Below are 24,986 nucleotides of genomic sequence, written 5' to 3' on the forward strand. Positions count from 1 at the left end.
TCGTTTCGAGCCGATTGAAGTGCGGCGCGCGGTGGCGGCGGGAGGGAGCGGCATGCCCCTGGGTGCTTGAAACCCCGGTGTTGGCGGTCGGTGTCGAATGCGTGTCGCTGTATGATCCGGCGCGGAGCTTGTCGGTGGCGGCGCGGGCATTTCGCGAGATCGAAAGCGCGAATCTCGCGCTGGAGTGTCTTTGGCAGATGCTTTACGGATGAGTGCCGTTCGCTCGCCGCGTTGATTCGGCTGCTTGAGCGGATTCATCGAAGATCTTTTTTGGCTTGCTTCATGGCCTGAAAGGCTGTGAGGCATGAAAAAGTCTGTTGACGATTTAAGAGTCAATCATGCCGAATATAGTTGGCATGACAAATCTAATGTGGATGTGAATTGAGTAATTCAAACGGGAAGAAGGGGGCGATGGTGCTATATGACACTTTAATTTAGGTGGCGAGCTCTAAATGGAGTTGTTGTGTTGACATGAAATTAGTAGTGCGTGCTAACTAGATGGGCGTTGGAGTGGCGGGCGTCACTGCCCGGATGAAGGGGTGTTGTTCTTTACTTTTATTGCTAAGGGGAATTTATGAATATTCTACGTTTGCTCGCCGGCCTTGGTTTGGCGCTGGCGGCGTCCTTGTCGCATGCCGCGATTGCGTGCCGACCGGCGACGCCGGCCGAAGCAGCGATCTATACCACGACGTCCGCGTTTCCGGGGGTGGTTTCTCCGAAGGACGGCACGTGCTGGGTCAACAATCTCATCGTGACGATGCCGGACGGTACGAAGCTGACCGCGAATGCCGCGCTGCCAAAAATCGTCAGCGCGGATCAGAAGTTTCCGAGTATCGTCATGATCGCCAGTTGGGCCACGCCGGATTTCATCGAGTATCGCGGCCAGCAGCAACGCCTCGCGCAAGATGGCTACATCGTCCTGAGCTATACGGCCCGCGGCTTCTACCTGTCGGGCGGACAGGTTGGCGTGGCGAGTCCGCAGGACATGCAGGACGTCTCGTCGGTGGTGGACTGGGTGATCGCCAATACGCAGGCAGACGCTGACCGGCTGGCCGTCAGTGGCATCTCCTACGGCGCGGGTATGTCGTTGATGGCGCTGGCTCATGACCCACGGCTGAAGACGGCGGTCGCCTTTTCGGGGTGGGGCGATCTGGTCGACCAGTTGTATCAGGGGGACTCCCCGAACGCGACCTGGTCGGCCCTCCTGTTCCTGTCGGGGAAGGTGACGGGGCGTCTCGATCCGATCGTGGACCAGTACATCAATGCGCTGCTCGATCCGAACACGCCCGAAGCCAAGATCAACGAGATCCGCGCATGGGCCAAGGTTCGTTCGCCTTCGTCCTATATCGACGCCATCAACCGGCGCGGCGCGCCGGTGTTCATCGGCAAGAATTTTCAGGACGATATGTTCACGCCGAATTCGTCGATGAGGATGTTTGCGGCACTCACCGGCCCCAAAAAGTTGCTGTTGAGCCCCGGTGTTCATGCGCAGGCGGAAGTCAGCGGCGCGGTGCTCGGTGTGCCGAACTATCCGTACGATCAGGCGCACCGCTGGTTCGACCGCTGGCTGAAGGGCGTGCAGAACGGCGTGGATACCGAGCCAAAGGTCTCGATGCAGGTCAAGTTCACCGATACGAGGGATGTGTTCGAAACGTGGCCGGCCAGCAACGTAAGTACACAGACGCTGTACGTCGGGCCGCGCGGCCCGATCCGCTGGGATTTGAGCTGCTTATGTGCGAAAGGCACGGCGGGCGACCTGCTGGGCGCGCCGAACCGGACGCCGGGCTCCGACCTGATCCAGAATCTCTTCGACACCACTGCGACGAGCGGCCCCATTCCGGTGGTTTCGACCTTCGGCGAAAGCGTGGGGGCGCCCGTGGTGAACGCGTTGTCGACGGTGAACCTTGCGGCAGGCGTGCGCTATGAAGGCGCGCCGCTCCGGTCGCCGATGCGCCTGCGCGGCATTCCGACGCTGAACCTGCGCGTGACGCCGTCGCAGGCGCGTGCCCAGGTGGTCGCGTATCTGTACGACGTCGATGCACTCGGTGTGGGTACGCTGATTACGCATGGCACGCGCTCGCTGCACCGGGCCACACCGGGGGCGACGATCGATTTTCCGATCGAGTTTTCCGGGACAGCCTATGACGTGCCGGCCGGCCATCATATCGGTATCGTGCTGGATACCTTCGACAGCCTGTATGGGCAGCCGGTCAATCCGGGCGAACGCTTCGGTGTGAAGTTCGAGTTCGATCCGACCAGGCAGTCGACGCTGGCGTTGCCAGTACGACTTTGATGGTGGCGACGGTTGCTTGAACGGCGAGGATGCCGTAGCGCTCAGCGGGTGACAAACGGCGCGGCAGCATCCGGCGCCGTGCGCGCATGCTTGCGTTGCCGCAACAGCGCGACGCGGCAATTCTCCCGCGCGGTCTCGCGGCCGTCGTCGTCGAGCAGCACGAGATCGCCGCGCATCACGTTGAACGTGATCACGTCTTCGCCGTCGTTGCCAAGCGTTTCCGGCGTATGGACCGAGCCGGCCGGCTCGAGCACCGTCGAGCCGGCATGCGCGACCCAATCGTATTCGACGTAGCGCCACGCGCCCTGCAAGGTATAGACGAACACCTGCCCGTCGTGACGATGGCGCGGCAGCGTGCGGCCGGCGGGCATCTTCAGCAGCGCGGTCAGCGTGTCCTCGGCCGCGTTGATGTGCAGGTACTTGATCGCGAGGCCCGGCAGGTCCGGGCTCATCGGCAGCCACGGCAGCGCGTCGCCGGGCAGGCACGAGATCGGCGGCAGGTCGGTCGGGAGCGGAATGGACGGGGGCGTCATGGCGGGAACGGGGCCGGTGAGGTCAGGGAAGGGGGCATTATCGCAGAGGGAGGGGCCGACTTCCTGGCTTTGGGTGATCCAACGTTGCGATCGAGTCGCCGCGTTGTGACGGCCGTTCTGTCACGAACATTGTTGCAAACCATTTCCATTCGCTGGACGTATGCGTGGCTAGCGGTTGATCCTTCAGCTTCCGAGAAAAAGCATAACGCTGAGAGAACACGATGGCCCGAGAACGAGGTGCACAAGGCGCGCTGGCGCAGTGGATAACCGGTCGTCAGTCGTATTTCCTGGAAGTGCCGGGCGCCCCGCGGGCGCAAGATCTGTCGATCATGTCGTTCGCGCTCGACGAACGGCTTGGCGAGCCTTACCGGATCGAAGTGACGCTGACGAGCCCGATTGCGCTCGCGCGCACCGACTATCTCAATCGCCCCGGAACCTTCACGATCGAACCGCCGGGAACGGGCGGGGCTGACGAAGCGGCGCGCAAATTCGCCGGCTGCATCACCGCGTTCGGCCAGGTACGCAAGACGCGTGATTTCGTGTCGTACCGGATCGTCGTCGAGCCGTTCGTTGCGCGTTTGCGCCTTGCTCAGGCAACGCGTATCTATCAGCAGCAATCCGTGCCGGAGATCATCGAATCGATCCTGAGACGACACGAATTCCGTTCCCATCAGTTTTCGTTCAAGCTGCGGCGCGCCTATCCACGTCTCGCGTTCCGCATGCAGTACCGGATGTCCGATTGGGATTACCTTCGTCTGCTGATGGAGCAGACGGGCTTGTTCTGCTTCTTCCGCGCCGGACAGCATGGCGACGAACTGCATTTCGGCGACGACGTCGATGCCTATACGTACCGGCCGAACGTGACCATTCCATACCGCGAAGCAAGCGGCCTCGAAACCGGCCATGAAGCCGTTCTGGCGCTCGAATCGCATAGCGAAACGATCCCGCAGACGATCAAGGTCGCAGACTACAACCCGGAGAAGGCCTACGATCGGTTCAAGGCTGAAGCCAATGTCGCGCGCGACGATCCGACGACATGGGGCCAGTGCTACATATACGGCTCGCACCACCTGGACGGAGACGAAGCCAAGCGCGAAGCCCAGTTGCGCCATGAGGCCGCCGTCGCGTGGCAGGTCGTGTATTCCGGCAAGAGCTCCGTAGTGGATTTTGCGCCCGGACTCGTCGTAAAGCTCGACGAGAAGCAGGCCGACGCGCCACACGGGATCGTGATCGTATCGGTCCGGCATGAGGGCGGCCGTGATACGTCCTATGTCAACACTTTCGAGGCAATTCCGTCGGGGCGGCCGTTCCGTCTAAAACTCGACGAGCGTCGCTACCCGACGATCGCCGGTACGTTGTCGGCGCGAATCACGACGCCGGACGCTTCGCCGTACGCAAATCTGACAAGCGCTGGCCTGTATACGGCGCGCTTCGATTTCGACTTCAACGACTGGCCGGCAGGCGGCGAATGCGTGCCACTGCGGCTCGCCAAGCCGTTCGCGGGTGGGAATCAGACCGGGTTTCATTTTCCGTTGCTGGCCGATACGGAGGTGGCTGTTGCGTTCGTCGGAGGGAATCCGAATCGGCCATATATCGCCCATGCGCATCACCACAGCCAGGCCGTCGACCTTGTGACGAGCCGTGATGGCTTCAATTCACGCAGCGTGATACGCACGCAGGCGAACAACAAGCTTCGTTTCGAAGATTTCAAGGGACGCGAGGGGATCAAGCTGTCGACTGACTACGGCGGGAAGACGCAGGTCAATCTCGGTCATCTGGTCGACAGCCGTAAAGCGACGCGCGGCGAGGGATTCGAAGTCCGCACCGACGAGCGTGGCGTGTTGCGCGCAGGCAAGGGGCTGTTCCTGTCAGCCGACGCTCAGTCGAACGCGGGGGGGCATGCGTTCGACATGACGGTTGCGCGGGAGCAACTCGATGCTGCCCGATCGCGAATGAAGAGCTTGGCCGACGCGGTCGCGACAGCTAAAGCGACCGTTGCCGCATGTGAAACCCAACAGGCGTTGCTGGAAGCAAGGATCAAGGATCTGCAGGCGGCAGTGCTGCTCGCCTCCGCGCCACACGGGGTTGCGATTACAAGTGGCGAGCATATGCAACTGGCAACCGGCGGACATCTGTTCACGACGACCGGCGGCAATGCGGATGCTGCAGTCGGCGGAAATTACACAGTCGCGGCCGGCAATGCGGTGTCAATGTACGCGAATGCGCAAGGCATGAAGCTATACGCGGGGGCAGGCAAGGTGGACGTTCAGGCGCAAGGGGATGCGCTGGAACTTACGGCCCTGAAGGGCGTGACGATTGCGAGCACGTCGGACGCGGTGACGCTGAACGCGAGCAAATCACTGACGCTGATGTGCGGGGGCGCGTACATCAAGCTGTCGGGCGGTCAGGTAGAGATCGGCAGCGCGGGCCATATCCGGCTGAAGGGGCCGTTGCGTATCGAGCCGTCCGGTACCCAGCGGCAGGCGTTGCCGCTGATGCCGAAGCAGGAACAGACCGGCATGCAACTCTGGCACGCGTACCCGAACGGCGAGCCGGTGAGGCACGCGCCATACCGCGTGACGTTCCCGGACGGCTCGTGGCGCGAAGGCCGGCTGGACGCCAGCGGGCGCGGCACGCTGGCGACCGTGCCGCGCGGCGGCGGCACGGTCGAGTATCTCGAGGAAGACCACGATCTGCAGGACAGGGCGCGCAAGTGGAGCGATCCGAGTGGCGCGGCGCAACTGGACAGGGTGGCAGGCAACGCTGGGGATGCCGTTCCCAGTCTTGTCGGGACGGCGATGGCCTCGCCGATTGCGCGGGTTGTGGAGTCGGCAACTGTGATCAAGGCGACGGCGTCGAGCGTTGCAGCAAGTGTTGCCAAGGGCGATGTCGCGGCACTCGGTCAGGCTGGACTTAACGTGCTCGAACAGCGGGCCGTTGGCTCAATGTCGAGCCTGTCAGATTTTTAGTGTGCCGAGGTCATGAGACGATAACGGAACTAACGTCCTATGACCGATGCAACAGTGACCAAGAAGAGCAAGAACCCGAAGGCACCGAAGCTGTTTCCCGATGAGCTGATCGATCAGTTGCTTGCCCAGGTTCAGGGCAAGGATGCTGAGTCGATCCTGGGCGAATCGGGGCTGGCCGGCCAGCTCAAGAAGCAGCTGGCCGAGCGCATGCTCGCGGCCGAGTTGAGCCACCATCTGGAAGTCGAGACCGAGCAAGGCAAGGCCGGCAACCACCGCAACGGCACCAGCTCCAAGACGGTCCTGACGCCCAACGGCGAACTGAAGCTGGATATTCCGCGCGACCGGCAGGCGACGTTCGAGCCGCAATTGGTCGGCAAGTATCAACGCCGGCTGCCCGGCTTCGACGACCACGTCATCAGCATGTATGCGCGCGGCATGAGCGTGCGCGAGATTCAGGGCCATTTGCTGGAACTGTACGGGCTGCAGGTGTCGCCCGACCTGATTTCGACGGTCACCGACGAGGTGCTGGCCGACGTCGAGCAGTGGCAGCAGCGCCCGCTCGAGGCCATGTATCCGATCGTGTACTTTGACGCGCTGCGGCTGAAGATCCGTGACGAAGGCACGGTCAAGAACAAGGCGGTCTATCTGGCGCTGGGCATCCGCGCCGACGGCCGCAAGGAAGTGCTGGGTTTGTGGATCGAGCAAACCGAGGGCGCCAAGTTCTGGCTGAAGGTCTTCAACGAGCTGAAGAACCGCGGCTTGCACGACATCCTGATCGCGGTGGTCGACGGTTTGCGCGGCTTCCCCGAAGCGATCGAGGCGGTCTATCCGGTCGCCCAAATCCAGACCTGCATCGTGCATCTGATCCGCAATTCGCTGAATCTGGCGAGCTGGAAGGACCGCAAGCCGCTGGCTGCCGCGATCAAGCCGATCTACCAGGCCGCCACGGCCGAGGCGGCAGCAGCGGCGCTCGACGCCTTTGCGCAGAGCGAGTGGGGCCGCAAATTCCCCACCGTCGCAGCCATGTGGCAGCGTCAATGGGAACAGGTAATACCCTTCTTCGCCTATCCGCCCGAGGTACGTCGAATCGTATATACGACCAACGCTATCGAGAGCATGCACATGCAGTTGCGCAAGATCGTGAAGAATCGCGGCCACTTCCCCAGCGACGAAGCCGCCAGCAAACTGCTGTATCTGGCTTTGCGCAACATCGAAAAGGATTGGAAGATGCCGCCTATCACTTGGCGGCAAGCAGTCAATCAGTTCGCCATCCTGTTCGGCGAGCGATTCACCTCCGCCATCAGCTGAGATTTTTAACCGGCCTCAGCACACGAAATTCCTGACACGTCCTCAATGTCTGGTCATGCGACGACATCTACGCCCGTCCTCGCCCAGAGCCTGACCAAGACCCTCGCATCGAACTGACCCGGGCTTCGCACGCGCATCCGATTCATCCAGACAAAGAACAAATCCATGGCCGGCACCGAAACCCTTCGCCCCCCACAGCGCCCGATCCCCAAAGCCCTCCAGCAGAACGCCGAAGCCCGGCGCGTGATCGTCAGTCCGGTTCCCGCGCCCGCGACATCACCGAAGGTGGTCGCCGCCCGCGCCGAATCGGTCACGAACCACGGCCTCGAGATTTTCATTCAGTGCCTGTACATGATTCCGGTCGTCGGCAATGCGATGTCGCTCTACGACGTCGGCGTCGACATCTACCGGATCTGCAGCGAGCCGGGCGGCGCGAAGAAAGTCCTCAGCTGGAGCATCCTCGCGATCGACGCGATCGGGGTCGTGCCCGCGGCGGGCAATGCGACCCGGCCGGCCCGCGCAATCGTCAAGGAGGTGCTGCTCGCGTTCGCCAAGGGCGCGGGCGCGGCGGCGCTGGTCGAGCTGTTCTGGGCCACGGCCGGCGGCGACGTGATCGCGTTCATGGCCGATCTGGATGCGCACCTGAAGCAATGGAAGGGCGACATCGTCAAGGGTGTGCGCGACGCGTCGCAGACGGTGCGGCGCTTCGTGATCAATCCGGTCTCGGCTGCGGAGCAGATGGGGCGCATCCAAAAGAACCGCGGATTCCTGTCCTGGGTGCCGTCGACCGAGGCCATCGCGCTGCACGGCATCGATCAGCTGCTCAAGCTGTCCGGTCAGCGCGACGCGATCGTCGCGTGGCTCGACGAATTCGACCGCAACACCGGGCCGATGCTCGACGCGGCGTTTGGCGACGTGGCGCAGGCCGGCAGCCTGCTGTTCATGGCCGCGCAGATCACCGCGGAGATCAAGGCGCGGCGCGCGCGCAAGGTGCCGTCGCATGTCGCGCAGGCCACCCCGGGCCCGATGCTGGCGCCGCACAAGAAGCGCGGCGAGCATCGCGATTCGACGCAGAAGGGCGCGCAGCCGAGCAACCTGCCGGCGAAAGACGGCTGCGGGTGCCCGCCCACCGCGAGCGCGAAGCCGGTCAACTACGCGATGGGTGACGAGAACCTCGAGCAGACGGACTTCGTGCTCGACGGGATCGCACCGATCGTGTGGACGCGGCGCTACCGGTCGAGCCTCGCGGCGTACGACGCGAGTCCGCTCGGCGCGCGCTGGAGCAGCCCGTATCACCTGTCGCTCGAAGAACGGGACGGTGTCCTGACGTTCTTCGATCCCGACAACCGCGCGGTGCCGCTGCCGCCGGTGGAGATCGGCGAATCGGTCGAGGTGCCGGCCGAGCAATTCGCCGTCACGCGCCCGGATAATCGGCACATTCAACTGGCCTATCCCGACGGCAGTCGAGAGGATTACGAACGGCATGGCATGGTGACGCATGCGCGCTATCGCCTCGTCGCCCGCCAGGGCCGCGACGGCCTCGGCCTGACCTTCTCGTACAACGCAGCCGGCGAACTCGCCACGCTCAGCGACGGTGCGGAGAACGCGATCCGCCTCGAATACGTCGACGGACGAGTCGTGGCGATCTACCGCACGGGCGTGCCAGGCCTCGCCCGGGAAGCGCTCGCGCGCTACACCTACGACGCGGCAGGCGACCTGACCAGCCACGTCGACATGCTGGGATTCCGGCGCACGTACGCGTACCAGCAGCACCTGCTCACACGCTACACGGACCTCAACGGCAACGCCGCGAATCTGGCGTGGGACTGGCCGGGCAAGCGCGCCGGCCTGCCCGCGCCGGCCGACGCGCAGTGCGTGCGCACCTGGCTCGGCGACGACGGGCAGCACATTCAGGACGAGATGCATTTCGAGTACCACCGCGAGCACTGGTACACGAAGGTCACCGATGCGGACGGCCACGCGACGATCCATCGCTACGACTATCACAACCGGATCGTGCTGGTCGAATATGCGGACGGGACCACGGACGGATTCGAATGGGACGCACACCACCGTCTCGTCGGCACCCAAAACGCATTGGGTCACACGCAGCGCTTCGACTACGACGCGCAGGGGCGCCTCACCGCCGAAACGGACGCGCTCGGCAACACGACGCGCACCGAATACAACGCGGACGGCTTGCCGATCACGGTCACGGCGCCGGATGGCCGTATTACGCAGACCGAATACGACTCGCTTGGCCGGCCGGTCTCGGCGACGGACGCCGCCGGCCGGACCACGCGCTACACATGGAGCGGCAACGGCCGCCTGCTGTCGCTGACCGACCCAAAGGGCGGCGTGAAGCGCTTCCGCCACGACAACGCGGGACGGCTCGTCGAGTCGACCGACTGTTCCGGCCACACGACGCGCTACGGCTACGACGAGCGCGGCCACCTGTCGCGCATCACCGATGCCGAGGGCCACGCGACGATATACCACTGCGACACGCGGGGACAGGTCGTCAGCGTCACGCATCCGGATGGGGTCGAGGAGCGCTTCACGTGGGACGGCGACGGCAACCTGCGCACCTACCGGGATGGCGCGGGCCAGCTGACGGAGTATGCGTTCAACGCCCGCCGGCAGCCGACCTGGCGCAAGGATGCAGCGGGACGGCAGCTGACGTATGCATACGACCGGCAGTGGCGGCTGACCACGCTGATCAACGAGAACGAGGAGCAGACGCGGTTCCGCTACGACCCGCTGGGGCAGTTGATCGAGCAGACGGACTTCGACGGCAGCACGACCCGCTACCGGTGGGACGAGGCAGGCCGGCTGGCCGGCTCGCAGGAAGGCGACGTCGACACGGCCTACACGCGCGACCCGCTCGGGCGGCTCACGCGGCGCGAGATCGACGGGCCGAGCGGCAGCGTCACCGCGCATTTCTATTACGACGCGCGCGGCCGGCTGACGACCGCGCAGGGCACCAACAGCACGGTCCGGCTGCACTACGACGACGCCGACAACCTGATCGCCGAAGCGCAGACCCACGGCCCGGACACGGGTGTCGCCTACACGGCGGTGACGCGGCACGAATACGACGCGCTCGGCAACCGGATCCGCACGCAGCTACCGAATACGCGCACGATCGACTGGCTGCGCTATGGCTCGGGCCATGTGCACGGGGTGCTGCTGGACGGCCAGCCGCTGGTCAACTTCGAGCGCGACAAGCTGCATCGCGAAACTGTTCGCCGTCACCGCAGTTTCGAGCAGATGCGCGAATACGACCCGGCCGGGCGGCTGCGGCGGATGATCGTGCGCCGCGATGCGCACGCGCTGCCGACGGACTGGATCGCCGCGCGACAGTACCGGTACGACGCGGCGGGCCAACTGACGCGCATCGAGGATCGCATGCGCGGGGCGACGGACTACGCGTACGACCCGGTGGGGCGGCTGCTGAAGGCGGTAACGCCGGACCTGAAGGAAGTCTTTGCATTCGATCCGGCCGGCAATCCGGTGGACCCGGAGAAGCTGACGCCGCGCCCGACCGAGGAGACGCGTGAGGAGATGAGCCGGCGGCACCAGCGCATCATCGCGCAGGATCGGGCATGGCAGGACGCGCATCCGGGCGAGCGGATGACGCCCGAGCAGATCGCGCGGCGCACGCGAATGGCAGACGAAGCCGGCCAGCTGAACGCGTGGGAGCAGGCGCTGCCGAAGTGCGTGGGCAACGTGCTGAAGGAATTGAACCGCACCCGCTACGACCATGACACACACGGCAACCTGATCCGCAAAACCGAGCCGGGCGGCGTGACGTGGCTGTACGCATACGATGCGGCGAACCGGCTGAAGCGGGCCGATCGCTACACGAAACCGCCGGCGGCGAACGAGATCGACCGGCTCGAGCGGACGCAGGACGGCACCGCGTTCATCCCGGGCACGATGCGGCCGGCATTGCAGGTGCGCTTCGAATATGACGCGTTCGGGCGGCGCACGCTGAAGGAGGTGGGACGGCCGGACGGCAGCATCGACCGGACGGTGTTCACGTGGGACGGCGACGTGCTGCTGATGGAGGAGCGCTTCCACTTGCCGCCGCGGCAGCCGGGCGAATATGAGCCGTTGACCTTCCGGCCGGTGCAGATCGTGCGCGAGGATCCGGACGATGCGTATTCGCTGCCGGTGGCGCAGCGAATGCATACGCTAAGCGAGCGGCATCAGTGGCAAGGGGCGTCGCTCTACCTGCATGAACCCGGCACGTTCGTGCCGCTGGCACGGCTGGACGAGACGCTGGTGGAAGCGGCGTTCATTGCGACGGGGACGGATGGCCGGTTCGTGCAGGTGCCGGCGAAGACGCGGCATGCGACGCTGTTTTACCAGAACGATCATCTGGGGACGCCGCAGGAACTGCTCGATGAATCGGGAAAGGTGGTGTGGCTCGGCCGGTACCGGGCGTGGGGCGGAGAGAAGGCCGTTTGGAGGGCGCAGCCGGAACGCCATGAGGCGAGGAACCCGATCCGGTTCCAGGGGCAGTACCATGACGAAGAGACAGGGCTGCACTATAACCGGCACCGGTACTACGATCCGAACTCGGGACGGTTCGTCAGCAAGGACCCGATCGGGCTGGCGGGCGGCATCAACGTCTATCAATACGCTCCAAACCCGACGGGTTGGATTGATCCGCTAGGGTTGGCGAGAAAGTGTCCTTCATGTCAGGATAAGAATGATCGCCAGTGCGATGAAGTACACAATGACTACAATCAAGCGATGAATAGTGCCCTTGACTTTACTAAGATTACAGCAAAGGGGGCTATTCCAAACCCAGCAAAATTTGGCTCTCAGCCGTTTAACGGACGACGCGCTCCTGATGAATATCGCGGGTTTCGTGTTGAGCACGACGAAAGGCATGGTGCTCACATCAATGTGTTCAATGGGAAAGGAAATGAAAAAACAATCTGCTTCAATGCATCTGGCAAGACAGTTGCCAAGATAGTCAAGAGGTTCAATCGATGATTTTCTCCAAAGAATGTGTCGGTTACATTTCTGCCCACTCATGCACCGAGAGTGAAGAGAGAGGTGCGCTTGACTTTATCAAGAAATCTCTTCCCGTTACTTCGTCGGCTATCAATTGGAAGCGTATCGTCAACAAGGAAGAAGTGAATGATGTTGATAGAGCGCGCCTGGGTGTTGAATTGACTGGCATCGCAAATTCCATGGGGGTGGTGGTAAATGACGTTTTTTATGTCATCAATGTTGATGATGCTTTTCCAGTGCTTAAGACGAGCCTATCAGAGTGGTTGAGATTTTCCGGTGAACTTGATTTTGTCGATACGATATTTGTATCGGAGTCTAAGGGGGTGATTATTCATTGGGATTTTTATAAAAATCTGCACGCAACAATCGTGTGATCGGCCCTTTACGTATGAGTGGTCAGTCGAAGCTGGGCGAGATAGAAATCGTGCATCTGACGTGATTGAAGGAGAGGAGGATGTACTCGCCGGGTGTGAATACCAAGAGTTCGATGTGTGTCCGGTGTGCCACCCGATCTGCCCTGGTCAACCGTCGTGCGATGTCGAGATGCTTACTACGCAAGGCTCAGCGACGTGTTATCCACCGCGCGATACCGCTACGACGATGAATGCGACGTGCATTGCCACAGGTGATTTCGACAACTGCATCGTCGGCCGTAGCGGCAAGTAGAAGGGGCTGCACTATAACCGGTGTCGGTACTATGATCCGCAATCAGGACGCTTCGTGTCGAAGGACCCGATCGGGTTGGCGGGAGGGTTGAACGCATTCCAGTATGCGCCCAATCCAGTGGGCTGGATCGATCCTCTTGGATTGACTGGTAGCAATGTGCCTGCGTTACCGGCGCCGAATCAATCTGATGTGTCGGTCCCCGCGCTCAGTACAACTCCGGTCGATCCAATTACTAAGGATCCAATCGGTTGGGTAATTGTTGACGGTAACGGAAACGCGGTAATTGAACCGGTGGGAGGTAGCACTGTGGCGAGAAGTAACGGAATTGATACTCACACGTTGTACGCGAATGGATCCAACTGTTACCGCTTGAATCCTAAGGGGCATGCGAATAATCCATGTCCGCATGGTCATGCTCATGCGCTTGGAACTGGTCCCAACATGAAAGGGCAAGGGGCATCCTTGGATATTAATGGGAATGTTGTTCCGTCAAATAGTGCGGCTGCTCATATTCAACTGAAATGATGGATAATCCTTTTGATTTTTTTAAAACTGTATATCTTGGTGATCGCGCGTGCAAGGCGATCTCCATAAATACTTGGGATTCAGTGGTTAGGATCCAGATTGATCTCATTTCCAGGATTAGGTCGACATCCGGGAATTGGGATTACTATACTGATGAGGATGTCGAGAATGGGTTTATCGTCTTCAAAAATGTGAAGTACCTTTCTATGGCGCCGGAAGGATTGTTGCCCAATGATCTTATAAATTCGGTGTCGGTGGAAAAAGATAATCGGGAAGGTTTCTGGGTATTTGTATTGGGTATTGACTCAGCTGATGAGCGAGGCCAGTCAGAGGAGGTTAAAATAAGAATTGTGGCCGAATCTGTCTTCATTGAACGCGAAGACGGAATGGCCGTAGCTGAATGACATTTGCGTTGCGCGGTTCACTGTGTTGGCCATAGACGGTATGAGGCTGGACAACTCGCGTGAGTGATCGACCCGGACGGCAACCGCGAAACTTTGGAACGCGACGCCGAAGATCGCCTGCTGACCATTTATTATGGCGAGCGCGGGCGTGTACTTTGTTGGCAAGGATGCGGTTGAATTGATTTTTGATTGATTGTTTATTTTATGGGATTTTTATGAAACCAAGAAGGGCTTCATTGATTGCTGGTCTGGTGGCGCTATTTGTATTTAATGTTGCGCAATCGGAGGAGCTGAGTTGGTTGGCTGACAAGACACTGTGCACTGCGAGCATGCCGAATAAATTCTATAAGCCTGATGGCAACTCGGATCTCTCGAAGTTGCAACAGCTTCGCAAGGTGGTCGGGGCCGGGAAGGCTATCGCAGACGGTGCAGAGGTGATATTTGGTGTGAAGCCGGGGGTGACGCTATGGGGCTTCCCGGTGGAGTCGGTCGTGTTGCTGAAAAACGCTTATCCAGCTGGATCCAGCTTGGCGATTGACGTCAAGGGAAATATTGAAGACGTCAAGGCAAAACTTGATCGGGCGCTGACGGGATACGAGCGCGCGGGGCCTTTTGTGAGTCGATTCAATGATGCGTCGCAAGGAGATTCGATTGCGTATGTGCGCTCGGTCAAGTACAACCCTGGCTATGTCGACCAAGGCTTGGACGAGAAAATTGGAACGTTCAGGGTATTCCTCAGCACGTCAAAAAGCAGTTCTGATCTTCGTACGTCCGTGTATTGTGCTGTAGAGCAGGAATGAGAGACTTTGAAGTGGCCTCAGGCGCATGCGTTGACAAGTCTCGCTCGAATACAGAGTGGGAATAGGTTGTACGCGGAGCTTTAAGCGTCGGCGGAAGCGGGCTGAAAATCGATAAACCCTCAGTAAGAAAGCGTCGCTCTCGCAATAGTGTGAATATTTCCATTGCTTTCGGACATCGGTAAATTCGGTGCTCTGCAGCATCGAGATCAGCGCAACAGCCACTCGCCGAGACCTGAAATATGAAGCCTACTAATGTGAATTTTCCTGGAGCAAACCAATGACATCAATTGCATGCATCGGCGACCCAACTACCCACGGCGGCTCCATCATCACGGGCTCCGATACGATGGACGTGATGGGGCGCAAGGTTGCCCGTCTCGGCGATCTGGTGTCGTGTCCGATCGAAGGGCACGGCGTGAACCCGATCATTGAAGGATCGGACATGATTCTCGACAACGGCGTTCCTGTCGCCCTGCACGGTCATCGGTGCGCATGCGGTTGCCAGTTGATCGCAGTCGGAACCGACGCGACTATTGAATAAGCACGGGCGTCACTTGGCGCTGATCTGCTTGCCAGTCGGAAACGCTTACCCACCACCAGCCCGCTCCCGCGCATGCGCCGCCTCCAGACAAGATTGAAACAACAACGCCGCCCTAGACGGCCGAGGCGAGCGCCTTAGCAGGCTCACAAACCGGCACGTGTAATAGAACCGATGCGGCGCGATCGCCTGCATCAATCCCTTGTTTTCGAAGCTCTCCGCGTAATGATCCGGCAAAAAGCCAAGATACCGCCCGGACAGGATCAGCGTCGCGATCGACTCCTGGTCCGACGCGGTCGCACTCCGCGTGAGCTTCGCGCGATGGCTCAGTTCCATGTTCGGCGAATGGAATCCCAGCCCCGCGAACGCATGATGGCGGATCGTGGTCCACGTCAGCTTCCCATGCGGCGCGTCGAACAGCGGGTGCTGGCGGCCGCAATACAGCAGCATCCGTTCGTCGAACAGCTCCGCATAGACGAGGCTGCCTGAACTGCGGTGCGCCGGAATGATCCCGACCTGGTAACTGCCGTCGATGATCCCGCGCTCGACCTCGTTGATCGAAGCGACATGCAGGTTCAGCGCGACGTCCGGCGCCTCGTCGGCGAACTGCCGGATCGCGTCGCCGAGGCGCGCGTTCGGGTTGGTCGCCGTCTTGTCGAACACCGCGATGTGCAACTCGCCGCCCATCCGGTCGTGAATCCCGTCGACCCGGCTGCGGAACGCCTCCATCGACGCGAGCAGGCGCAGTGTCTCCTCGTACACCGTCTGCCCCTCCGGCGTCAGCGTGAAGCCGGCGCGGCCGCGCCGGCACAGCACGAGGCCGAGGCGCGTTTCCAGATCCTTCACGTGGCGGCTGATCGTCGAGATGCCGATGTTCAGCTCCAGCTCGGCGGCCGCCATCCCGCCGCACTGCACGACGCCCTTGAAGACCCGCAAGAGGCGCAGGTCCATGTCGCTGAGCTGCCCGAGCAGCGCGCGACTCTTCGGTTTCTTTGCTTGCATAGTTGCGCAAGTGAACATTGATATTGCGATATTCAAAAGACTAATTGTCGTCCCGACAATGCGCAACATCTACCAAGAAGGAGGGGCGCGCCGCGCCGACCGACATGACCGACGCCATTACCGCCACGCAACAGGAAGACACGTCGCTGCGCACCGACGCAGCTTGGCTCGACGCGCACTGGATGCCGTTCACCGCGAACCGCCAGTTCAAGTCCGACCCGCGCATGATCGTGTCGGGCAAGGGCGCGTATTACACGGACGCCGAAGGCAGGAAGATCTTCGACGGCCTGTCGGGCCTCTGGTGCACGGGCCTTGGCCACGGCCGCACCGAGATCACCGACGCGGTGAGCCGCCAGGTCGCGCAGCTCGACTACGCGCCGGCATTCCAGTTCGGCCATCCGAAATCGTTCGAGCTTGCGAACAAGATCAAGGATCTGACGCCGGCGGGCCTCGACTACGTGTTCTTCACGGGCTCGGGCTCGGAAGCGGCCGACACGTCGCTGAAGCTGGCCCGCGCGTACTGGCGCGCGAAGGGCAAGGGCACGAAGACGCGCCTGATCGGTCGCGAGAAGGGCTACCACGGCGTGAACTTCGGCGGCATCTCGGTCGGCGGCATCGGGCCGAACCGCAAGCTGTTCGGCCAGGGCCTCGACGCCGACTTCCTGCCGCACACGCAACTGCCGGAAAACAAGTTCTCGCGCGGGATGCCTGAGCACGGCGCGGACCTCGCCGACCGCCTGCTCGACCTGATCGCGCTGCACGACGCGTCGAACATCGCGGCGGTGATCGTCGAGCCGTTCTCGGGCTCGGCGGGCGTGGTCGTCCCGCCGAAGGGCTACCTGCAGCGCCTGCGCGACATCTGCACCGCGCACGACATCCTGCTGATCTTCGACGAAGTCATCACGGGCTTCGGCCGCGCCGGCGCGATGACGGGCGCGGAAGCGTTCGGCGTGACGCCGGACATCATGAACATCGCGAAGCAGGTGACGAACGGCGCGCAGCCGCTCGGCGCGGTGATCGCGAAGAAGGACATCTACGACACGTTCATGGCCGCGGGCGGCCCCGAGTACATGCTCGAGTTCCCGCACGGCTACACGTACTCGGCGCACCCGGTCGCGTGCGCGGCGGGCGTCGCGGCGCTCGACCTGCTCGTGAAGGAAGACGCGGTCGCCCGCGTGCGCGAGCTCGCGCCGCATTTCGAGGCGGCGGTGCACGGGCTGAAGGGCCAGCGCCATATCGCGGACATCCGCAACTACGGCCTCGCCGCGGGCCTGACGATCGCGGCGCTGCCCGGCGAACCGGCGCGCCGGCCGTACGAGATTGCGATGCGCTGCTGGGCGAAAGGCTTCTACGTGCGCTACGGCGGCGACACGATCCAGCTTGCGCCGCCGTTCATCGCCGAGAAGCGCGAGATCGACAACCTGATCAACGCGCTGTCGGACGCCCTGAACGAAGTGGCCTGAGCCACGCCGGCAGCCGGCTTTACGAATGACCGAATTCACGAACGAGTCTCAACGATGAAACACGATAGCAACGTCACCTCCATCCTCGGCCACCTGATCGACGGCAAGCGCGTCGACGGCGGCAGCCGCGTCCAGCCGGTGTTCGATCCGGCCACCGGCGAGTCGAACAAGAGCGTCGTGCTCGCCGACAAGCTGACCGTCGAGGCCGCGATCGCGTCCGCGCAGGCGGCTTATCCGGCCTGGCGCAACACGCCGCCGCTGAAGCGTGCGCGCGTGATGAGCCGCTTCAAGACGCTGCTCGAGGAACACGCGGACGAGCTGTGCGCGCTGATCACGGCCGAGCACGGCAAGGTGCTCGCCGATGCGATGGGCGAACTGCAGCGCGGCATCGAGAACGTCGAATACGCGAGCTACGCACCCGAGCTGCTGAAGGGCGAGCACAGCAAGAACGTCGGCCCGGCGATCGACTCGTGGAGCGAGTTTCAGGCGCTCGGCGTCGTGGCGGGGATCACGCCGTTCAACTTCCCGATCATGGTGCCGCTGTGGATGTGGCCGATGGCGGTTGCGTGCGGCAACACGTTCGTGCTGAAGCCGTCGGAGCGCACGCCGTCGTCGACGCTGCGGATGGCCGAGCTGGCGCTCGAAGCCGGCCTGCCGCCGGGCGTGCTGAACGTCGTGAACGGCGACAAGGAAGCGGTCGACACGATCCTGACCGACGCGCGCGTGAAGGCGGTGAGCTTCGTCGGCTCGACGCCGATCGCCGAATACATCTACACGACCGGCTGCGCGCACGGCAAGCGCGTGCAGGCGCTCGGCGGCGCGAAGAACTTCGCGGTCGTGATGCCGGACGCCGACATCGGCAACGCGGTCAACGCGCTGATGGGCGCCGCGTACGGCTCGTGCGGCGAGCGCTGCATGGCGATTCCGCTGGTCGTCGCGATCGGCGACGAAACAGGCGACAAGGTGGTCGCGGGCCTGACGGCCGAGATCGCGAAGATGAAGGTCGGCCCGGGCACCGGCGCCGGCATCGACATGGGCCCGCTCGTCACGCAGCAGCACTTCGAGAAGGTGACGGGCTTCGTCGAGGCCGGCATCGCAGCCGGCGCGAAGCTGGTGGTCGACGGCCGCGGCGTGAAGGTCGACGGCCACGACGGCGGCTACTACCTCGGCCCGTGCCTGTTCGACGACGTGAAGCCGGGCATGCCGATCTACCAGCACGAGATCTTCGGGCCGGTGCTGGGCGTCGTGCGCGTGAAGTCGCTCGACGAGGCGATGGCGCTGATCGACGCGCACGAATACGGCAACGGCACGTGCCTGTTCACGCGCGACGGCGAAGCGGCGCGCTTCTTCAGCGACAACATCCAGATCGGCATGGTCGGCATCAACGTGCCGCTGCCGGTGCCGGTCGCGTATCACTCGTTCGGCGGCTGGAAGCGCTCGCTGTTCGGCGACCTGCACGCGTATGGTCCGGACGCGGTGCGGTTCTACACGAAGCGCAAGACGATCACGCAGCGCTGGCCGTCGGCCGGCGTGCGCGAAGGGACGGTGTTCAGCTTCCCGTCGAATCGCTGACGCGCATCGCACGCGCGTGACGCCCGCCGGTTCGGCGGGCGGCGCAAGCCTGTCATCAGTGTGAACGGGCCCTGAACGATCGGGAGGCTGCTGGAACGGGGCGTGCCGGAATCGGCAGCCTGAACGACCGCTTCAGGCGGGAAGCCGCCGTGCCGTCGAAGTCAATCATGCCTGCGTTGCGACCGAGCACGCGGTCGGCGAATTTCGACAGGTGAAATTCGGCGTCGGACCGGCGGCAATACGGCTCCCATAATGCGGCGGACTTCGGCATGACATCGAACGGATAATGCCGGACAGGTAATTGTAAAAATAACCCTGCATGGGCATCTGACCCACCGGCCGCGCATCAAGATAATCCGGACCCGCTCCGGCAGCCGGAGACGCCGGAATGGCGAATTCCCGGCGATGTGGAACCGGCAAGGTCAAAGACTTTCGAAGTCTCGAAAGGTTAAAGTAATCAAGTGCGGGTTTCGATATCTATTTGGGGACATATAACTTGTTTGAAATTTAAAATTTCAAAATGTTTATCCTGTTTCCCCGGCGGCGTCATTCATGGATTATGATTTCGTCGCTTGAATGCCATTAACAATGACGAAGGCATTCCGAGGGGAACCACATGCAGCTGTCCGACGTTGCAGGGTTCATGAACCTGCAAAACAGTCGCCTGTTGACTGTAAAGACGCCCTTGTCCGGGACGTCCGAACTCGTTCTCAGCGACTTCCAGTGCAGCGAAGGCCTGTCGATGCTGTTCGACATGCAGCTCGGCCTGGCATCACGCAATCCGAACATCGAGCTGAAGCAGATGATCGGGCAGCCGGTGACCGCGTCGCTGCAACTGACGAACGCGCTCGGCAGCAGCGAAGTCCGGTACTTCCACGGCTACGTGACGCATTTCGCGCACGTGGGCACGGACGGCGGGCTCGCGAGCTACACGGCGTCCGTGCGCCCCTGGCTCTGGATGCTGTCGCGACGCGTGGATTCCCGCATTTTCCAGGAACAGAACGTCCAGGACATTCTCGGCAAGGTCTTTTCCCAGTACGCGAAGCTTGCGTCGTACGAGTTCCGCGTGTCCCGCGCGATCAAGCCCTACAGCTATTGCACCCAGTACCGCGAGACGGATCTCAATTTCGTGTTGCGCCTGATGGAACAGGAGGGGCTGTACTTCTGCTTCGAGCACAAGGAAGACGGCCACAAGCTGATCGTGACGGACATGTCGACCCATGCGAAGCCGATCGACGGGCAGGTTGCGCTGCGTTACGCGACCGGCGAAGTCTTCGACGACGAGGGCGTGATAACCCAGTGGGTCGCGCAGCGCCAGCTGTCGTCCGATACGGTCAGCGTGAAGACGTTCGACTACAAGGTGCCCAATGCCCGGCGCTATGTGTCGGGCAATACGCCGATCGAACAGGGCCAGGTCGACCACTATGAGGTGTACGACTACCTCGGGCTGCACGGCTTCGATTCGACGGACCGCGGCGAGGAGCTCGCACGTTTCCGCCTGGAGGCGCTGGCGGCCAGCGGCAAGGGGTTTTCGGGTTCGACCAACAGCCGCACCATGGCGCCGAACCGCTGCTTCAAGCTGAACGACCACTACGACCGGGGCAGCGGCAGCCAGGAAGACCAGGAGTTCCTGATCACGGCCGTTCGGCACCACGGCGTGAACAACTACCAGTCGAATGACGGCTCGGCGTCATATTCGGCGAGCTTCCAGTGCATCCGCAAGAAGATTCCGTACCGGCCGACGCTGTCGATTCCGCGTCCGGTCATCGCCGGGCCGCAGACGGCCATCGTGGTGGGCCCGAAGGGCGAGGAGATCTATACCGACAGCCTTGGTCGTGTGAAGGTGCAGTTCCATTGGGATCGCCTCGGCCAGAAGAACGCGGCCAGCTCGTGCTGGGTGCGGGTGGGGCAGCCCTGGGCAGGCGGCGGCTTCGGCGCGATTCAGATTCCGCGGATCGGCGACGAAGTGGTGGTCTCGTTCCTCGACGGCAATCCGGATCGGCCCTTGATCACGTCGCGCGTCTACAACGCGCAGAACATGCCGCCGTGGGCGTTGCCGGCCAATGCGACGCAGAGCGGCATCCTCACGCGGTCGAGCAAGGAGGCGAGCGCGGCGAACGCAAACGCGATTCGCTTCGAGGACAAGAAAGGCCAGGAGGAAGTCTGGATCCACGCCGAGAAGGATCAGCGCCTCGAGGTCGAGAACGACGAGTCGCATACGGTCGGCCACGATCGCGCCAAGACCATCGATCACGACGAGACCGTGCAGGTCGGCCACGACCGGACGGAGACGGTCGGCAACAACGAGACGATCACGATCGGCGCGAATCGTACCGAGCGGGTCGGCAGCAACGAGACGCTGACGGTCGGCGGGAACCGCAATGAAACGATCGACGGGCTGCAGAACCTGCTGATCGCGCTCGCGTCGACCGAGACGGTGGGACTGGCCAAGGCACTGTCGATCGGGGCCGGCTACGCCGTCACGGTCGGCGGCGCGATGAATACGGCGGTCGGGCTGGCGAGCGCCGAGGAGGTCGGACTGTCGAAAAGCACCGTCGTCGGGAAGACCTACACCATCCGGGCGGGCGACCGTCTGCAAATCAAGGTCGGCAAGGCGACGATCGTGCTCGACAGCAACGGTGACATTTCCGTCAGCGGCGCGAGCATCACGATCGACGGCTCGGGGCCGATCCGCATCAACGGCAACAAGGTCGATATCAATCCCTGACGCACGATCCGGATGTCACGGAGCAGCGGGCGGGGCACCGGCGGGATGCTCGAAGGTCGCGGTCCACAGACTAACGCAGAGGTCGAGATGGGTTTGATCGAAAAATTTCAGGCTCCGGCCACGGATGCCCGGCCGCGTGGAAATGACGAAATCACGCTTGGCGCGATTGCGTCCGTGAGCGCGGATGGCAACGTGTTCGTCGATTATCCGGACAATCCCGTGGGGAGGGCGCTGCACGCGGTCTGTGCCGCCCGGATCGAGGCGACCGCTGTCGGACGTCGGGTTGCGCTGCTGTTTGTCCAAGGCGATCCTGCTCGCCCCATCGTGCTGGGCCTGATCCGGCAGGCGAGCGTTTCGAACGGCGTATCGGCCGAGATCATCAACGGATCGGTCGTGTTTCATTCGGCGCATGAGTTGTCGTTCCGATGCGGGGCGTCGAGCCTGTCGATGAGCAGCGATGGCCGGGTCGTCGTCCGGGGAAAATACATCGCCAGCTATGCCGACGGCACCCAGCGCATTCGCGGCGCCACCGTGGAAATCAACTAGGCGCGCGTCATGCTGCAGCTGGTGAATGTCACGCCGTTCTCGACGGAACGCGCGATTCTCTATAACGAGCGCGGCGAACACGTCTGGGTGGTCGTCATCAAGGCGACGTACGCGTTTTATCCGGACGGGTCGCTGGACCTGGCGAACGCGCAGGAACCGGTCAGTACAGCCCCGGAATATTTCGGCGAGGCCGGGGCTTCGACCTTGCGAAGGGATGCCGAAATCGTATTCGCGCATCCGGGCACGGCCGTGATCATCAATGCCTCGGCTTATGCACCCGACGGGCAGCCGGTGCCGCACATCGATGCGGGCGCCGCCGTGGGCCCCGTCAAGAAGACGGTGCGTGTCTTCGGCGACCGGCACTGGGCGCGAGGCCTGACGAGACTGAGGGTCTCCGAACCCGAGCCGTTCGCGACGCTGCCGATTCGCTACGAATTCGCGTTCGGCGGCGCGTGCGACGGGGACGACAGCGTCTATGAACCGAATCCGATCGGACTCGGGTACTGCACGAGCAGCACGCATGCCGTCAACCGGAAACTGCCCCGGGTCGAAGATCCGTCGTCGTTGATCCGCTCGTGGAAGGATCGTCCGGAACCGGCCGGCCTGGCCGCCATTCCGGCGGCGTGGCCATCGCGCAAGCGCTTGGCCGGAACGGCCGACGAACACTGGATACGTACGCGTGCACCGCTGGTGCCGCGGGATTTCGATCCGCTGTTCTTCAATGCCGGCGCGCCGGGCATGACGACCCGTACCCCGTTGAGCGGCGGAGAGCCCGTCGTTCTCGTCAATCTCGCGAGTCAGGCGAGGATCGAATTCAACCTGCCCCGGGTTTTCTTCAACATCCTGACGTATGTGGGGAATCAACGAATCCGGCAGGCCGAGCAACTCGATCGCGTGATCATCGAACCCGACCGACGCCAGGTCGTGCTGGTCTGGCGCAGCGTCCTGAACTGTGGGCGCGACGCCCGCGCGGTCGAAATGACCCATATCGATACGAAGGTCAACGCACAGAATGGAAGACGTTTCGGAATCTAGCGGGACGGTCGCGTTTGCCGGGTTCGGCGGCGTGACGTCCGCCGGGCTGACCGCCGCGCAGACGGTCAACGCGGTCCTCGCCGGCTGTCCGCGCCTGGCCCATTCACGACGCCATCCCAGTGCGAGAACCGGAGAGGACATCAAGGTTGCGAGGCTGATGTGTCTTGACGACGCGATGTCCATCGAGGAGCGCATCGTCGCGCTCGGCCGGCACGCACTCAAGGAGGCGCTGGACGCAAGCCGGGAGACGCTGGACGCCGTGCCGGCGACGAGGTCGCGCGTGCCGGTTCTCCTGGCCTTGCCCCCGCACCGGGTGGGACTGGCGTCGCAGGCTGCCCGGCGGATGGCCGGCGAGATCTGCGATGCTCACGACGGCATCGACAAGGCGGCCAGTCGCATCTTCGATACCGGGCATGCCGGTTTCCTCGCCGCGCTCGCGGCCGCAGGCCGGCTCATTCGTACACGTCGGTATGACGCTTGCGTTGTCGGTAGCGCCGATTCGCTGGCGGATCTCGACTATCTCCATTGGCTCGAGCAATCCCGGCGTTTGAAAGCGCCGGACGCGCCATTTGGATTTTCCGCGGGAGAAGGCGCAGCATTTGCCGTCGTGCACCGAGCCGATGCCCGAGCCGATGCCGGCCGGCCGTTTGTCCGGATTCACGAAGTCGGTTTCGATGCGGAACCGGATCTGTGGTTCGAAGGGCAGGCCTCGCAGGGACACGGCCTGACCTCTGCGATCGCGCAGGCGCTGGCCGGGAGAGACGCCATCGACTGCTGCTACGGCGACCTGAACGGCGAAACCTGGCGCAGCGCCGAGTGGGATTTTGCGTCCCTGCGCAATGGACGGCAATTTCGCAGTCCGCTGGATGTGCGGCACCCCGCCGAGATATGGGGGGATACGGGTGCGGCGTCGGCCGCGCTGAACTGCCTGCTGGCCTGCAGCGACTTGCTTGGCGGCGTCGAGGACTTCCGTCAGGTGCTCGTGTTTGCTTCATCCGATGTCAACCCCTGGCGGGCGTCCGTCGTGCTCGAACGAATCGATGCAGGAGGCAGTCATGATCCCGACCGTTATCGTCAATAAGCTGACGATCGTTCATCAGCAGAGCGATGGCTCCGTCACGAGCGCCGGGCCGGATTTCTGCAAGACACCCGGTGCGGGTGTCGTGCCGTACGTGAATACCGCGTTCTCCAGGGATCTCGTCAACGGATCGCGAAGCGTCAAGGCCAACGGGGTTCCCGCTGCGTTGAAGGAGTCCGAATTCCGGCCGAGCTACGGCAACGAGCCGGGCGTCGGCGGCGGGGTGATATCGGGCGTCAATCGAGGCTGGGCAAAATTCACCAACTACAGCTTCGACGTCAGGATCGAAAGCCGCAATGCGGCCCGGTTGTCCGATCCGATGATGATGAACGGCAATGCTTCGAACACGGGGAGTCCTGCCGAGGTCCAGGGCAATCTGCTTGCGCCGGGCGGGCTGCTGTGCCGGATCTTTTGCTGGTGCAACCAGAAAGGCGCGGACGAGCAGAAGGGCAAGGACTTCGTGGTCAAGATGAGCGGCAACATGATGGCGTAGGAGCG

The 24,986-nt window shown here is 62.6% G+C and carries 18 protein-coding genes and 1 pseudogene; 17 read left to right on the forward strand and 2 right to left on the reverse strand.

Translation table 11 applies throughout. The features are described from left to right. Positions 1–62: 62 nt before the first annotated feature. Positions 63–212 (forward strand): hypothetical protein, encoded by a 150-nt coding sequence (locus B7P44_RS36675; protein ID WP_157721099.1) that lies wholly within the window; start codon positions 63–65, stop codon positions 210–212. Between the two features lie 362 nt (positions 213–574). Beyond that, on the forward strand, positions 575–2,293 hold the full coding sequence (locus B7P44_RS24765) for a CocE/NonD family hydrolase (protein WP_084908591.1): 1,719 nt from the start codon (positions 575–577) through the stop codon (positions 2,291–2,293). A gap of 41 nt (positions 2,294–2,334) precedes the next feature. Here B7P44_RS24765 and B7P44_RS24770 read toward each other — a convergent pair whose 3' ends face one another. Then, complete coding sequence (locus B7P44_RS24770; RefSeq protein ID WP_084908592.1) at positions 2,335–2,826, reverse strand: 2,4'-dihydroxyacetophenone dioxygenase family protein; 492 nt, start codon at positions 2,824–2,826, stop codon at positions 2,335–2,337. A 221-nt stretch (positions 2,827–3,047) separates the two neighbouring features. On the opposite strand from B7P44_RS24770, the gene B7P44_RS24775 reads away from it, so the two are divergent. From B7P44_RS24775 to B7P44_RS24805, 8 genes and pseudogenes are all read left to right on the forward strand, one after another. Continuing rightward, entirely contained in the window at positions 3,048–5,795 is a 2,748-nt protein-coding gene (locus B7P44_RS24775; RefSeq protein WP_084908593.1) for a type VI secretion system Vgr family protein, read from the forward strand. 39 nt (positions 5,796–5,834) lie between these two features. After that, positions 5,835–7,103, forward strand: coding sequence for an IS256 family transposase (locus B7P44_RS24780; RefSeq protein WP_084908594.1), 1,269 nt, complete (start codon positions 5,835–5,837; stop codon positions 7,101–7,103). 165 nt (positions 7,104–7,268) lie between these two features. Continuing rightward, positions 7,269–12,110, forward strand: coding sequence for an RHS repeat-associated core domain-containing protein (locus B7P44_RS24785; protein ID WP_084908595.1), 4,842 nt, complete (start codon positions 7,269–7,271; stop codon positions 12,108–12,110). Beyond that, the gene (locus B7P44_RS36680; protein ID WP_133117899.1) at positions 12,107–12,505 is read left to right on the forward strand and encodes a hypothetical protein; all 399 of its coding nucleotides are present in this window, start codon (positions 12,107–12,109) and stop codon (positions 12,503–12,505) included. Before B7P44_RS24785 ends, B7P44_RS36680 begins: the two co-directional genes overlap by 4 nt. A 295-nt stretch (positions 12,506–12,800) precedes the next feature. Further along, positions 12,801–12,945 (forward strand): annotated as a pseudogene (locus tag B7P44_RS37985) (RHS repeat-associated core domain-containing protein); the annotation flags it as partial. Between the two features lie 373 nt (positions 12,946–13,318). Then, positions 13,319–13,726 (forward strand): DUF6258 family protein, encoded by a 408-nt coding sequence (locus tag B7P44_RS36685; protein WP_133117900.1) that lies wholly within the window; start codon positions 13,319–13,321, stop codon positions 13,724–13,726. Between the two features lie 236 nt (positions 13,727–13,962). Beyond that, entirely contained in the window at positions 13,963–14,526 is a 564-nt protein-coding gene (locus B7P44_RS24800; RefSeq protein ID WP_096645096.1) for a hypothetical protein, read from the forward strand. A 277-nt stretch (positions 14,527–14,803) separates the two neighbouring features. Then, entirely contained in the window at positions 14,804–15,067 is a 264-nt protein-coding gene (locus B7P44_RS24805; RefSeq protein WP_084908598.1) for a PAAR domain-containing protein, read from the forward strand. A 45-nt stretch (positions 15,068–15,112) separates the two neighbouring features. On the opposite strand, the gene B7P44_RS24810 is transcribed toward B7P44_RS24805, so the two are convergent. Continuing rightward, the gene (locus tag B7P44_RS24810; protein ID WP_231716829.1) at positions 15,113–16,066 is read right to left on the reverse strand and encodes a LysR family transcriptional regulator; all 954 of its coding nucleotides are present in this window, start codon (positions 16,064–16,066) and stop codon (positions 15,113–15,115) included. Positions 16,067–16,170: 104 nt separating this feature from the next. Between B7P44_RS24810 and B7P44_RS24815 the strand changes: the two genes are divergently transcribed. The 7 genes from B7P44_RS24815 to B7P44_RS24850 all read left to right on the forward strand — a co-directional run bounded on the left by B7P44_RS24815 (position 16,171) and on the right by B7P44_RS24850 (position 24,981). Continuing rightward, positions 16,171–17,529: an omega-aminotransferase AptA gene (locus B7P44_RS24815; RefSeq protein WP_084908600.1), complete on the forward strand. Its 1,359-nt coding sequence runs from the start codon at positions 16,171–16,173 to the stop codon at positions 17,527–17,529. Positions 17,530–17,583: 54 nt separating this feature from the next. Beyond that, positions 17,584–19,101 carry a CoA-acylating methylmalonate-semialdehyde dehydrogenase gene (locus tag B7P44_RS24820; protein WP_084908601.1) on the forward strand — a complete coding sequence of 506 codons (1,518 nt, stop codon included), beginning with the start codon at positions 17,584–17,586 and terminating at the stop codon, positions 19,099–19,101. A 616-nt stretch (positions 19,102–19,717) separates the two neighbouring features. Beyond that, positions 19,718–21,829, forward strand: a complete 2,112-nt coding sequence (locus B7P44_RS24830; RefSeq protein ID WP_084908602.1) for a type VI secretion system Vgr family protein — start codon at positions 19,718–19,720, stop codon at positions 21,827–21,829. A gap of 87 nt (positions 21,830–21,916) precedes the next feature. Beyond that, positions 21,917–22,375, forward strand: coding sequence for a DUF6484 domain-containing protein (locus B7P44_RS24835; RefSeq protein ID WP_133117901.1), 459 nt, complete (start codon positions 21,917–21,919; stop codon positions 22,373–22,375). A gap of 9 nt (positions 22,376–22,384) precedes the next feature. Beyond that, positions 22,385–23,410, forward strand: a complete 1,026-nt coding sequence (locus B7P44_RS24840) for a DUF2169 family type VI secretion system accessory protein (protein WP_084908604.1) — start codon at positions 22,385–22,387, stop codon at positions 23,408–23,410. Next, the gene (locus tag B7P44_RS36690) at positions 23,388–24,491 is read left to right on the forward strand and encodes a hypothetical protein (RefSeq protein WP_133117902.1); all 1,104 of its coding nucleotides are present in this window, start codon (positions 23,388–23,390) and stop codon (positions 24,489–24,491) included. Before B7P44_RS24840 ends, B7P44_RS36690 begins: the two co-directional genes overlap by 23 nt. Continuing rightward, entirely contained in the window at positions 24,451–24,981 is a 531-nt protein-coding gene (locus tag B7P44_RS24850) for a DUF4150 domain-containing protein (protein WP_157721100.1), read from the forward strand. Before B7P44_RS36690 ends, B7P44_RS24850 begins: the two co-directional genes overlap by 41 nt. Positions 24,982–24,986 lie beyond the last annotated feature (5 nt).

The sequence above is a fragment of the Burkholderia ubonensis subsp. mesacidophila genome (assembly GCF_002097715.1).
Lineage (GTDB): Bacteria > Pseudomonadota > Gammaproteobacteria > Burkholderiales > Burkholderiaceae > Burkholderia > Burkholderia mesacidophila.

What these genes read in the sequence shown, in the direction of transcription:
- B7P44_RS24850 (WP_157721100.1), top strand. Translation starts at nt 24,451, where the DNA reads ATGCAGGAGGCAGTCATGATCCCGACCGTTATCGTCAATAAGCTGACG.
- B7P44_RS24770 (WP_084908592.1), bottom strand. Translation starts at nt 2,826, where the DNA reads ATGACGCCCCCGTCCATTCCGCTCCCGACCGACCTGCCGCCGATCTCG.
- B7P44_RS24815 (WP_084908600.1), top strand. Translation starts at nt 16,171, where the DNA reads ATGACCGACGCCATTACCGCCACGCAACAGGAAGACACGTCGCTGCGC.
- B7P44_RS24820 (WP_084908601.1), top strand. Translation starts at nt 17,584, where the DNA reads ATGAAACACGATAGCAACGTCACCTCCATCCTCGGCCACCTGATCGAC.
- B7P44_RS36680 (WP_133117899.1), top strand. Translation starts at nt 12,107, where the DNA reads ATGATTTTCTCCAAAGAATGTGTCGGTTACATTTCTGCCCACTCATGC.
- B7P44_RS24830 (WP_084908602.1), top strand. Translation starts at nt 19,718, where the DNA reads ATGCAGCTGTCCGACGTTGCAGGGTTCATGAACCTGCAAAACAGTCGC.
- B7P44_RS24810 (WP_231716829.1), bottom strand. Translation starts at nt 16,066, where the DNA reads ATGCAAGCAAAGAAACCGAAGAGTCGCGCGCTGCTCGGGCAGCTCAGC.
- B7P44_RS36690 (WP_133117902.1), top strand. Translation starts at nt 23,388, where the DNA reads ATGGAAGACGTTTCGGAATCTAGCGGGACGGTCGCGTTTGCCGGGTTC.
- B7P44_RS24805 (WP_084908598.1), top strand. Translation starts at nt 14,804, where the DNA reads ATGACATCAATTGCATGCATCGGCGACCCAACTACCCACGGCGGCTCC.
- B7P44_RS24835 (WP_133117901.1), top strand. Translation starts at nt 21,917, where the DNA reads ATGGGTTTGATCGAAAAATTTCAGGCTCCGGCCACGGATGCCCGGCCG.
- B7P44_RS36685 (WP_133117900.1), top strand. Translation starts at nt 13,319, where the DNA reads ATGATGGATAATCCTTTTGATTTTTTTAAAACTGTATATCTTGGTGAT.
- B7P44_RS24775 (WP_084908593.1), top strand. Translation starts at nt 3,048, where the DNA reads ATGGCCCGAGAACGAGGTGCACAAGGCGCGCTGGCGCAGTGGATAACC.
- B7P44_RS24765 (WP_084908591.1), top strand. Translation starts at nt 575, where the DNA reads ATGAATATTCTACGTTTGCTCGCCGGCCTTGGTTTGGCGCTGGCGGCG.
- B7P44_RS24785 (WP_084908595.1), top strand. Translation starts at nt 7,269, where the DNA reads ATGGCCGGCACCGAAACCCTTCGCCCCCCACAGCGCCCGATCCCCAAA.
- B7P44_RS24780 (WP_084908594.1), top strand. Translation starts at nt 5,835, where the DNA reads ATGACCGATGCAACAGTGACCAAGAAGAGCAAGAACCCGAAGGCACCG.
- B7P44_RS24840 (WP_084908604.1), top strand. Translation starts at nt 22,385, where the DNA reads ATGCTGCAGCTGGTGAATGTCACGCCGTTCTCGACGGAACGCGCGATT.